Annotated in this window: 10 protein-coding genes; 4 read left to right on the top strand and 6 right to left on the bottom strand. The window is 70.1% G+C overall.

From position 1 onward, the window contains the following. The first annotated feature begins 103 nt into the window (after window positions 1–103). Together rodA and B2742_RS08460 are read left to right on the top strand one after the other, a co-directional pair. Window positions 104–1261 (top strand): rod shape-determining protein RodA, encoded by a 1158-nt coding sequence (gene rodA, locus B2742_RS08465; protein ID WP_292065074.1) that lies wholly within the window; start codon window positions 104–106, stop codon window positions 1259–1261. Between the two features lie 199 nt (window positions 1262–1460). Then, on the top strand, window positions 1461–1922 hold the full coding sequence (locus B2742_RS08460) for a DUF6173 family protein (protein WP_292065071.1): 462 nt from the start codon (window positions 1461–1463) through the stop codon (window positions 1920–1922). Window positions 1923–2236: 314 nt separating this feature from the next. On the opposite strand, the gene pip is transcribed toward B2742_RS08460, so the two are convergent. Then, on the bottom strand, window positions 2237–3211 hold the full coding sequence (gene pip / locus B2742_RS08455) for a prolyl aminopeptidase (RefSeq protein ID WP_292065069.1): 975 nt from the start codon (window positions 3209–3211) through the stop codon (window positions 2237–2239). Window positions 3212–3237: 26 nt separating this feature from the next. After that, the gene (locus B2742_RS08450; protein ID WP_292065067.1) at window positions 3238–3609 is read right to left on the bottom strand and encodes a DUF423 domain-containing protein; all 372 of its coding nucleotides are present in this window, start codon (window positions 3607–3609) and stop codon (window positions 3238–3240) included. Window positions 3610–3658: 49 nt separating this feature from the next. Between B2742_RS08450 and B2742_RS08445 the strand changes: the two genes are divergently transcribed. After that, window positions 3659–4864 carry an MFS transporter gene (locus B2742_RS08445; protein WP_292065065.1) on the top strand — a complete coding sequence of 402 codons (1206 nt, stop codon included), beginning with the start codon at window positions 3659–3661 and terminating at the stop codon, window positions 4862–4864. On the opposite strand, the gene B2742_RS08440 is transcribed toward B2742_RS08445, so the two are convergent. From B2742_RS08440 to B2742_RS08430, 3 genes are all read right to left on the bottom strand, one after another. Next, window positions 4800–5399 carry a hypothetical protein gene (locus B2742_RS08440; RefSeq protein WP_292065063.1) on the bottom strand — a complete coding sequence of 200 codons (600 nt, stop codon included), beginning with the start codon at window positions 5397–5399 and terminating at the stop codon, window positions 4800–4802. The genes B2742_RS08445 and B2742_RS08440 overlap by 65 nt on opposite strands. Window positions 5400–5512: 113 nt before the next feature. Then, window positions 5513–8020, bottom strand: a complete 2508-nt coding sequence (locus B2742_RS08435; protein ID WP_292065061.1) for a tipN — start codon at window positions 8018–8020, stop codon at window positions 5513–5515. 128 nt (window positions 8021–8148) lie between these two features. Then, window positions 8149–8337 (bottom strand): hypothetical protein, encoded by a 189-nt coding sequence (locus B2742_RS08430; RefSeq protein ID WP_292065059.1) that lies wholly within the window; start codon window positions 8335–8337, stop codon window positions 8149–8151. A 188-nt stretch (window positions 8338–8525) separates the two neighbouring features. Between B2742_RS08430 and B2742_RS08425 the strand changes: the two genes are divergently transcribed. After that, window positions 8526–9992, top strand: coding sequence for a phospholipase D-like domain-containing protein (locus tag B2742_RS08425; RefSeq protein WP_292065056.1), 1467 nt, complete (start codon window positions 8526–8528; stop codon window positions 9990–9992). Here the strand turns inward: B2742_RS08425 and B2742_RS08420 are convergent. Then, window positions 9979–10716, bottom strand: a complete 738-nt coding sequence (locus tag B2742_RS08420) for an endonuclease/exonuclease/phosphatase family protein (protein ID WP_292065054.1) — start codon at window positions 10714–10716, stop codon at window positions 9979–9981. The two genes, B2742_RS08425 and B2742_RS08420, sit on opposite strands and share 14 nt — an antisense overlap. Window positions 10717–10744: the final 28 nt, after the last annotated feature.

Here is a 10744-nt window from a genome sequence, read left to right as displayed (position 1 = left end):
TCACCGGCGCCGCGGCGGTCGAGGCGGCCCCGCCGGCGCCCGCGCGCCGCCCGGCCCCGACCGCGACCAGCGGACCGCGTCCCTATCTGTCGGAGCCGCCGCAATGACCGCCTCCGCCCTGACCCGTCCCGGCGAGCGCGACCGTCTCTCGACCAAGATCACCGAACTGGACTGGCGCCTGATCGGACTGCTGTGTCTCGTCGCCATGGTCGGCGCGGCGATGCTTTATTCGATCGCGGGCGGGCAATGGCAGCCCTGGGCGATCAAGCATGTGATCCGCTTCGGCGTGCTGCTGGTGGTCATGCTGGCCCTGGCGATGCTGCATCCGAAATGGTGGTTCCGCGCCGCCTATCCGCTCTACGGCGTCTTGCTTCTGCTCGTCCTGATGATCGAGTTCACCCCGCTGGGTTACGTCGCGGGCGGGGCCAGGAACTGGCTGAACCTCGGCTTCATCCGCATCCAGCCCGCCGAGTTCATGAAGCTGGGCCTCGTCCTGGCCCTGGCGCGCTGGTACCACAGCCACACCGCCCAGGAGGCCCGCTGGTCCTGGAAGCTGCTGATCCCGGCCGCCATGATCGGCGTCCCCTTCCTGCTGGTCGCCAAACAGCCCGACCTCGGATCGGCCATGGTCATCGGCCTGACCGGCGGCGCGATCATGTTCGTGGCCGGCCTCAGCTGGCGCGTCATCGCCGCGGGGGCCGCCGCCGCCGTCGCGATCATTCCGCCCTTCGTCATGTTCGGCATGCACGACTACCAGCGCAATCGCGTCCTGACCTTCCTCAGCCCGGAATCCGATCCCTCGGGGACGGGCTACAACATCATCCAGTCCAAGATCGCCCTCGGCTCGGGCGGCGTGCTCGGCAAGGGCTACGGCCTGGGCAGCCAGAGCCAGCTGGAGTTCCTGCCCGAGCGGCACACGGACTTCATATTCTCGACGGTGGCCGAGGAGTTCGGCTTCGTCGGCTCGTTCGCCGTCCTGGCCTGCTACGTCGCCATCATCCTGATCGCCCTGCGCATCGCCTCCCTGGCCCACAGCCATTTCGGCCGCATCGCCGCGGCGGGAATGGTCTCCTTCTTCGCCCTGTTCGTGCTCATCAACGGGGCGATGGTCATGGGCCTGGCGCCGGTGGTCGGGGTGCCGATGCCGCTTCTGTCGTATGGGGGCTCGTCGATGATGACCGTCATGTTCGGCTTCGGCCTGATCCTGTCCACACGCGTCCACCGCTACGCCGAACTGCCCAAGGGCCACGGGCTGTTCTAGGGGCGCGGTCGCTTCTCCCTCCCCCGAAGTGGGGAGTGGAGGAAGGAGTGGCGGAGCCAATCCGACGACGGGCGAAGCGCAGCGGAGCCCGGGTGGGGAACGCCAGTCCCACACCGGCGGCGCCCGGCTTCGCATTCCCCCACCCGGTCGCTGCGCGACCACCCTCCCCATGAAGGGGAGGGAGAGCTACGGTGCTTGAATGATCGACAAGCCAGCCCCCCCGGCCATCCCGCCCGTCTTCGTCCCCGACTGGGGCGACAAACCCTGCCCGCAGCCGGTCCTGCCCGCCGCCACTCCGGCGCAGACCGCCGCCCTGATGGACGGCGTCCGCATGCGCGAGAATCCGGCCGAATGGGCCTTCGTTCGCCTGTCCAAACTGATCGAGGATTTCGAAAAGGGTCTCGACAAGGATGACGAGGTCGGGGCCCGCATCGTCGGCCTCCCCGGCGACGGGACCATGTCGATCGACGACGTCGGCTTCTGGGGCCCTGACTTCATCATGTTCCTCGGCAAGAACGCCGACGGCAAGCCGGTGCGCCTGATCCAGCACTATGGCCAGATCAACGTCCTGCTCGACGCCCGCAAGAAGCCCGAGGAGCGCGAAGCCCGCCGGATCGGCTTCCAGCTCTCCGAACTGGTCAAGAAGACCAATCCGAAGTGACCGGCCGCCCTCGCGCGCGGACAGTGTCTTCTCGCCCCGTATCTTTTCGCCCCTGATCGACCCGGGTTCGACCTTTTGACCCCGGCCGCCGGCGTCAAATGCCGGCGCGAACCGGCGTTACGACCGCTTCTGACGTAGCCGTCTGTACAATAACGGATGCCCGCCGGGCCGGTCTTTGACAGTTTTGTACACGCCCCCCGCGCCGCCCCAGGCGCGGTTCGCCCACCCGCCCGGGACGATGGCGCACGGGCGATTCAGCGGTCGCGTTTTTTCTGGCACGAAGGATGTCTTCTCGACCCCGCCGGGCCTCGCGATCAGAGCCCGGCGGCCCAGTCCGAGGCCCGCACCAGGCTGTCGATGATGCCCGGTTCGCTCGAGGCGTGGCCGGCGTCCTTGATGATGTCCAGCTTCGCCTCCGGCCAGGCGCGATGCAGCGACCAGGCCCCCGAGATCGGCGTCACCATGTCGAACCGGCCCTGGGCGACCCAGCACGGGATGTGCCTGATCCGGCCGATGTTCTTCAGCAGCCAGCCCTCTTCCGGGAAGAAGCCGCCATTCATGAAGTACCAGCATTCGATGCGGGCGAAGGCGACAGCGAAATCCGGCTCGGCGAATTTGTCGGGGCGGGCGTCCGGTCCCTCGACGCTAACCGTCTCGCCCTCCCAGCTCGACCAGGCGATGGCGCAGCGCTCGCGCTCGGCCTTGTCGTCGCCGATCAGCCGTTTGTAGTAGGCCCCCATCAGGTCGTGGCGCTCGTCCTCGGGGATCGGGGCGACGAACCGCTCCCAGGCGTCGGGGAAGATGTTGGACGCCCCGTCCTGATAGAACCAGTGCAGCTCCGGCTTGGTCAGCAGGAAGATGCCGCGCAGCAGCAGGGCCTTGGCCCGCTCCGGATGGGTGATGGCGTAGGCCATCGACAGGGTCGATCCCCAGCTGCCCCCGAAGACGACCCATTTGTCGATGCCCAGCAGTTCGCGCAGGCGTTCGATGTCCTCGATCAGCGTCCAGGTGGTGTTGTCCTCCAGCGAGGCGTTGGGGCGGCTCTGGCCGCAGCCGCGCTGGTCGAACAGCACGATCCGGTATTTTGCCGGATCGAAATAGCGCCGCATGCCGGGATTGACCGCCCCGCCCGGTCCGCCGTGCAGGACCACCACGGGCAACCCCTGCGGATTGCCGCATTCCTCATAGTAGATCTCGTGCGCTCCGCCCGTCGGCATGAAGCCGGTGGCGTAGGGCTCGATCTCGGGAAACAGTTCGCGGCGGGCGGTTTCGGGCACGGGGAAGGCCATACTGCGATCGGTCTCGTTTCGCGCCGTCAGGCGGCGGTGGATTGTGACCGCAATGCGGCAAACAGGATCAAAAGCCAAGCTGCGATCATCAGGACGCCGCCCACCGGCGCGACCGCGCCCATCGACGGAAGGCTCAGCAGGGCGATGGCCGACAGGGCGAGGCAGAACACCAGTCCGCCGCCCGCCGCCAGCCAGCCGGCCACCACGATCAGCCGGTCCCGGCCCGGCCAGAGGGCGCAGACGAGCGCCAGCACGGCATGGACCATCTGGTAGTGGCTCCCGGTGGTCAGCAGGGTCTTGATCTGCGGTCCCGCCCCATGTGCGGCGAACGCCCCGATCAGCACGGCGAGCGCTCCGTTCAGCGCCGCGAAGGCGGCCAGATTGCGAGTCGCGTTCATGGTCAGACGCTAGCCGACAGAATCCCGCGCGTCTGCTATCTCGCCGGCCATGACCGCCGCCCAGCGCATGTCCCTGCAGTATGTGTTGCTCTTCGGCGCCACTGGCGTGAGCCTTCCGTTTGCAGGGCTGTGGTTGAGCGCGCAGGGGTTGAGCGGCGCCCAGATCGGAACCGTTCTTGCGGCCCCGATGCTGGCGCGAATCGTCACCGGGCCCCTGCTCGCCGTCTGGGCCGACGGCTTCCGGTACAGGCGGACGCCCATCGCCCTGCTCGGCATGGTCATGGCGCTGGGCTACGGCCTGGCCGGCCTTGCGGACGGCTTCGCCCTGCGCGCCGTCGGCTGGTTCATCGGCGCCACGGCCATGGGCGTGCTGGTGCCCCTGACCGACGTCATGACCCTGCGCCTCGCCTCGCGCCTCGGCTTCACCTTCGCCCTGCCGCGCGGCGCCGGCTCGGCCGCCTTCGTGATCGCCAATATCGGCATGGGGGCCTTGCTCCTGACCGCGCCGGTCGACGGCGTGATCGTCTGGATCGTCGCTCTGTCCCTGGCCTTCACCGCCGCCGCCGTCCTCGCCCTGCCGCCGGAGCCCGTCGCCGACGGGGCTCCGGTCCTCGGCCGCGAGCGCTTCCGCGGACTGGGCCGGCTGCTCGGCGATCCGGTCTTCCTCACGACGATCTTCGCCGTCGGCGCGGTCCAGGCCGCCCACGCCTTCCAGTACGGCTTCTCCGCCATCCTGTGGAAGGCGCAGGGGATCAGCGAGGCCGTCACCGGCCAGCTCTGGGCCTTCGGCGTCGTCGTCGAGATCGCCCTGATGTGGCTGTTCGAGCCGTGGCGGCGCCGCATCGGCGTCGGTCCCTGGAGCCTGCTGATGGTCGGGTCGGCCGCCGCCGTGCTGCGCTGGAGCGCCATGGCCCTGGCCCCGCCGCTCTGGCTGCTGTGGCCGTTGCAGGCGCTGCACGCCCTGACCTTCGCCGCGACCTTCCTCGCGGGGCTTCAGCTGGTCGAACGGCTCTCGCCGCCCGAAACCCACACAGCGGCGCAGATGCTCAGCTCGGTCGTGTCCGCCGGCGTCCTGATCGGTCTGGCGACCGCCGTGTCAGGCCCGCTCTATGACCGGTTCGGCGCGGGCGGCTATTGGGCGATGGCGGCGCTGGCCGGCGCGGGCCTGCTCGCCGCCATTCCCCTGCGCGTCAGTGGGCGCGGGAGCGGGGCAGGGGGGACAGGTGATGCGCCATCGCCTGGGCCGCGGCCTTGACCGCCCGCTGCACCGCGGCGTCGGACTCATCCTCCGGCGCGCGCAGCAGGCCGATCGCCGGCGTGTCCGGCCCGTCAGGGAGGCTGGAGAGAACCCGGTAGAGCAGATAGCTGCCCGCATCCTCCTCGGAGTCGGAGCTGGCGCTTGCGGCCAGTCCGGCCTCGTTCAGCGCCCGGACCATGTCGGCCACCGGCGCGGTCGCCCGCGCCATCCCGGGGCCGAGGCTGTCGAGTCTCTGGCCGCCTTCGAGGGCGCGGTTCTCGGCCCGGATCTGCACCCGGAAGGCGTCGCTGCGGCGGGTGCGCCCGACCAGCAGCAGACCCCGGCAGCGCCGGTCCTCGAGGTGGCCGGACAGGACCGTCGCCAGGACCTCCGGTGCGCCCCCCGCCACCGCCAGGGTGCGGGCGCCGGCCGGGCTCCAGGGCTGGCCCGACAGATCCTCGACCGGATCCCAGCCCGCCTCGTCAACGTCATAGGCGCAGATGACGAGCCCCGGTCGGTCGTCCGGGGCGGTCTCGTCCTTGGACTCAAACATGGTCGGCCTGTACATGACAGAAGCGTGACGATCGCCGGCACGGTGTCGCCACCAGAGCCCGGACGTCAAGGCGCAATCGCCCGGCGAGGCTCAGCGGCGTTGAGATTCCCGCCTCAGGCGAGGTCGCCAACGGCCGCGTCCAGCAGCATGAAGGCGCGCCCGCCGTCCGAGGTCAGCCGCCCGAGGATCCCCGGTCCGTCGCTGTCCCCGGCCCGGACGGCCAGATCACGCGAGAAGGCGCGGACATAGGCCTCGGCGTCCGCCCGCAGGTCGGGATCGGTCAGCACCCGGCGCGACACGCTGCGCACCGCCGCGGGCGCCACGCGGCGCACGATCTGGCGCGCCCGGTCGGGATCGCGGTCCGCCACCGCCTGCGCCGCTTCCTCGACCCGCGACCGGGGCAGCAAGGCGTTGGGATCGACGCCCATGCGCCGGATGGCGGCCGTGATCCGCTCCTCCAGGGCGTCGGCGGCTTCCGCAGGCATCACAGGCGTATCGAGGTCCAGCGGGGCCTCGCCCGGACCGTCATCGACCAGATCGCTCCATCCCAGGCGCTCCTCGGCTGGCGCGGCCGGCGCGCCCGATCCGGGCATGGGCTCCAGCTTCAGTCGGCCGCGCAGGCCAAAGGCGCGCGGCTCCTCGGCCCTGGCGGCGCGGGGACGTCCGGAGTCGGGCTCGACAGACCCCGCCGTCGGGACCGGCTCGCGACGGCGCAGGGCGGGCGTGTCGCCGGACACCACCCCCATCAGCCGCACGGCCTCGGTCAGCATGTCGTAGTTGCGGCGCACCCGTTCCTGGAAGCCGGCGTCCAGCGCCTCCGTATCCGCCGCGGCCTTCTGCGAGGCGGCGGACAGGGCGGCCAGGCCCTCTTCGACCGAGGCCCGGACGGCCTCGACACGCTGCCGGGCCTCTTCGGGCAGGCGAGCGGCGCGGTCGTCCAGATCGCCGATGGTCTCGTCGATCCGGGCGAGGGCGGCGTTCATGCGTTCGACGGTCGATTCAAGGCGCTCCACAGCGTGGTGTCCGGCCTCATCGACCAGTGCGCTGGTCTCGATGACGACCTTGCGGGCGCTGTCGACCCGGGCATCGGCCGCCTGATCGGCCTTCTGCGCTGCGTCGAACAGGGCCTCGCCGAGCCGATCCGCGCGGACCTGCGCCTGTTCGGCCGCGTGGGTCGCGGCGGCCCGGGACTCCTCGGCCGTGGCCTGCAAGGCAGACAGAGCCAGCCGGGTTTCCTCGACCAGGGCGTCGCGCGCCTCGGCCGCCAGGGCCTCGAACCGGTCCAGAGCCAGCTTGGTCGCCGCGTCGAAGCCGTCGGCCTCGCGCTGGGACATTTCGACCAGCGCCCGGAACTGGTCGGTCGCGGCCTCGACCAGGTCCTTGATCGTCTCGGTCGTGCGGGTCGAGGTCTCTCCCAGCTCGCCCGCGGCGGTGCGGGTTGCGGACAGCTGCTCGCTCAACTGGGCGCGCTGGCTCTCGACCTGGGCGGAGAAATCCTCCTGGTCCGTGCGCAGCGCATAGGCCGCGGTGACGAGAGCGGCGCGCTGCTGGCCGAGGCCTTCCTCGACCGACTGGATCTGTTCGGCGACGCCCGACCCAGCGTTCTCCAGACGAAGCGTCTGGCGCGCGAGGTCGTCGGCGGCGACGCGGGCGGCGTCCTGCGCTTCGCTGGCGGCGGCGGCGAGGTCGGCGGCGCGGGCGGCCAGGGCGGCTTCGGCTTCTCTGAGCTGGGTCTGGGCCAGGTCGGAGGCGTCCACCACCATCCGGGACTGGCGTTCGACGGCTTCGATCACCCCGGTCGCCTGGCTGTCCAGCTGGGAGCCCAGGACCAGCATCTGTTCGCGTTCGCTGCCCAGTTGTTCGGCGAGGCGGCGCGCGGTGCGGCCGGCCGTCTCGGCGGCCTCGTTCAGGCGGCTGGTTTCCTGCGAGAGGGCTTCGCGGAGCAGGGCCATGTCGTTTCGGGCGCGTTCGGCGGCCAGCGACGCCTGATCGATGTCGTTGCGCAAAGAGTGCAGCACCTCTCCGGTCTGCTGCGCCGCCAGGGCGGTGGGGGCGACGAGGGCCTCCGACAGCTCGCGGGCCCGGCGGGTCTCGGCGGCGAGCCCGGCGCCCTGGCGCACGGCGTGGGCCAGCATGATGGCCATACCAGCCGGGGCAAGGGCGATCAGGGCATAGACGGCCAGCCGCAAGGGCTCCAGTTCGACGGCGCCCGACCCGACCTCGAAGGCCAGCCATGCCGCGACGCCGCCGATCCACAGCGCCGAGGCGACGCCGGCGACGAGATAGGCGTGACGGCCGGATGGGGCCGGTTGGTCGCCCTGGCGGATCGTGGCCGGCGCGGCGGGCGGTTCATAGGCGACCGGCGGAGCATCGGCGGACACCGCAAGCTCGGGCGTTGCGGCCGGGGCCGCGGCGCGTGCGGCTTCCGCCAAAGCCCGTTCCTCGGCGCGGCGCTGTTCCTCGGCGAGCCGCCGCCGGCGGCGCTCGGACATGGGGCGGTCAGTGGTCACGACCGGCTCCGGGCCCGAAAGCCGGGAGACATCCAGAAACGGCTCGGCCGCCAGCGCTTCCGGTTCCGGATCGGTCAGGTTCAGCGCGGGCCGTTGACGGGGTGATTTCATGAAGCGGCGATCTCGTCACGGAGCGCGTCGGCGGCCGACGCGCGAGAGGACGTTTCGACCCTAACGAGTCAATCGCGGCGCGCAAAGTCGAGGGCGTATGATTCCGGGGACAGTCGGTCCGCGAGGGATCAGCAGTCGTGCCCGGGCTGGGCGGGCGCGGCGAGCACCGCGGCCGCTGGAGCATCGCCACAGTCACGAACGCGGTGGATCTCGCGTTGGGGGGTCTGTCGCGCGTCGAGGTCCACGCCGAACTGCGACAAGGCCGCAGCGGCCAGCATGGCGACAAATCCCGCGATGAATTCGATCAGCGCTTGCATCGCCGATCTCCCCTGTCCGACTGACGCGGGTCTTATGAACCTAAAACCGTGTTCGAACAATCCGGGCCCGCATGAACAAAGCGTCACCATTGACCCGGTGCGCTGGCTCATGGAACGGAAGTCGTCGGCAAACGTCCTGTAGAGCTTGGGCGCACATCGCCGTCACGCGAATCGGCCAGACTTGCGCCATGAATGACCTTGGAAACAGCCAGAGCCACAGCCTGCTGACGCCGGGCCGCAACTGCTGGCGGGTCGAGACCGCGGACCGTTTCGCCGTCCTGATGGAGAACGCGGCCTATTTCGAAGCCTTGCGCTCGGCCCTCGCCAAGGCGCGCCGGTCGATCGTCATTCTGGGCTGGCAGTTCGATCCCCGCACCCGGCTGGACCCCCAGAGCCCGCACTACGAACACCAGGCCCAGATCGGCCACCAGTTGCGCATGCTGGTGAAGGCCCAACCCGAGCTGGATGTTCGCCTGTTGATCTGGAAGTCGCCGTTGCTGATCGCGGCGTCGCAAGGCTTCTATCCACACAAGGCGCAGGGCTGGTTCCGCAAGCGGATGGTGGAGTTCCGGCTCGACCAGCCGGGTCCGCTCGGGGCCTGTCATCATCAGAAGGTCGTCATCATCGACGACGCCGTAGCCTTCTGCGGCGGCGGGGACATTTCGACCGACCGCTGGGACACCGAGGAGCATCTGGACGGCGATCCGCGCCGTTGTCAGCCCTCCGGCCTGATCCCCTCGCCGCGCCACGAGGTGATGGCCGTCATGGACGGGGCGGCCGCCCGGGCGCTGGGCGACCTCGCCCGGGAACGCTGGTTCCGGTCGACCGGAGAGCGGACCATTCCCGACGAGGCCGCCAGCGATCCTTGGCCTGATGGGGTTGAACCCGACCTGCGCGCGACGCCCGTGGCCATCGCCCGCACCGAACCAGTGACCGGCGGGCGGGCCGAGGTCCGCGAGAACGAAGCCCTGCATCTGGACGCTATCCGCCGGGCGAAACGGCTGATCTATATGGAGAACCAGTATTTCACCTCGCCGGTCATCGCCGAGGCGCTGGCGACGCGGCTGGCGGAGGAGGATGGGCCGGAGATCGTCCTGGTCTCGACGGGAACAAGCCCCAGCTGGTTCGACCGGATCACCATGGATACCGCCCGATCAGAGGTTCTGTTCCGGCTCGAGCAGGCCGACCGGCACAACCGGTTCTTCGCCTTCACCCCTCACACCCGTCAGGGCGAGCGGATCATCGTGCACGCCAAGGTCTCGATCTATGACGACGCGGTGCTCCGGATCGGCTCGACCAATCTGAACAACCGCTCGTTTGGCTTCGACACCGAGTGCGACATCGCCGCCGAACCGACGGACGCCGCCGGCCGGGACGCGATCCGGCGGTTCCGCCAGCGCACCATCGGCCACTGGATCGGCGTCGACGGCGAGGTCTTCGGCGCGGTCGAGGCGGTCACGGGGATGGTGGGGGAGGCGATCCACCGCTTCGACACCGGGCGGATGCACGTTCTCGGCGCCGATCCGCCCTCGCGGTTCGAGCGCATCATCGCCGAGTTTCAACTGGGCGATCCGACCTCGCCGCGGGACGCCTTCCGTCCGTGGAAACGGCGCACCCGTTCGCACCGCACCCTGCCTCCGCCTACGGAGTCCTGATCTCGAAATCGATGATCAGCGGCAGGTGGTCCGACGCCATTCGGGCCAGCGGCGAGAAGGGGGCCTTCACCGCGGTCACCACGACCTCGGGACTGGTGAAACAGTGGTCGATCCGGATGGCGGGAAAGCTGGACGGGAAGGTCTTGACCGAGGGCCTGAGCCCCAGACTGCGCTGACAGTCCGCCAGTCGGCGGGTCAGGGTCTGGTAGGGCCGGGTGATCGAGGTTGCGTTGAAATCGCCGGTCAGCAGCGTCGGCCCGACGCAATCCGGATGGCCCAGCCAGTCCGCCCCGACCAGCGCCGCCGCCTGCAGTCTCTGCTCGCGCGGAACCAGGCCGAGATGGGTGTTGATGACGTTCAACCCAACGCCGTCAAAATCAATCACGGACCAGAGCGCGCCGCGCGGCTCCAGACCGGGGACCCCGCGAACGGACGGCAGGGGGCCGGATCTCACCAGCCGTTCGGGCCGCAGGGTCAGGATGGCATCGCCATACTGCTCGGCCTCGACCTGCATCGCGGCGTGGAAGTGGAAGGTCATCGCCAGGCCGTCGGCGATCGACCGGGCCTGGTCGACATAGCCGGTGCGGGCGCGCCCGACGTCGAGCTCCTGCAGGCAGACGATGTCCGGCTCGTGCTCCGCGATGACGCCCACGATACGGGCCACGTCGAGCTTGCGATCGACGCCGACGCAGCGGTGCACATTGTAGGTCAACAGACGGGGCATGACGTCCTGGAAACAGGTCGGGCGGCGG

This window comes from Brevundimonas sp. UBA7664 (assembly GCF_002483305.1).
GTDB lineage: Bacteria > Pseudomonadota > Alphaproteobacteria > Caulobacterales > Caulobacteraceae > Brevundimonas.
Note: the sequence above shows the minus strand (reverse complement) of the source record. Positions and strands in the feature narration are given on the sequence as shown.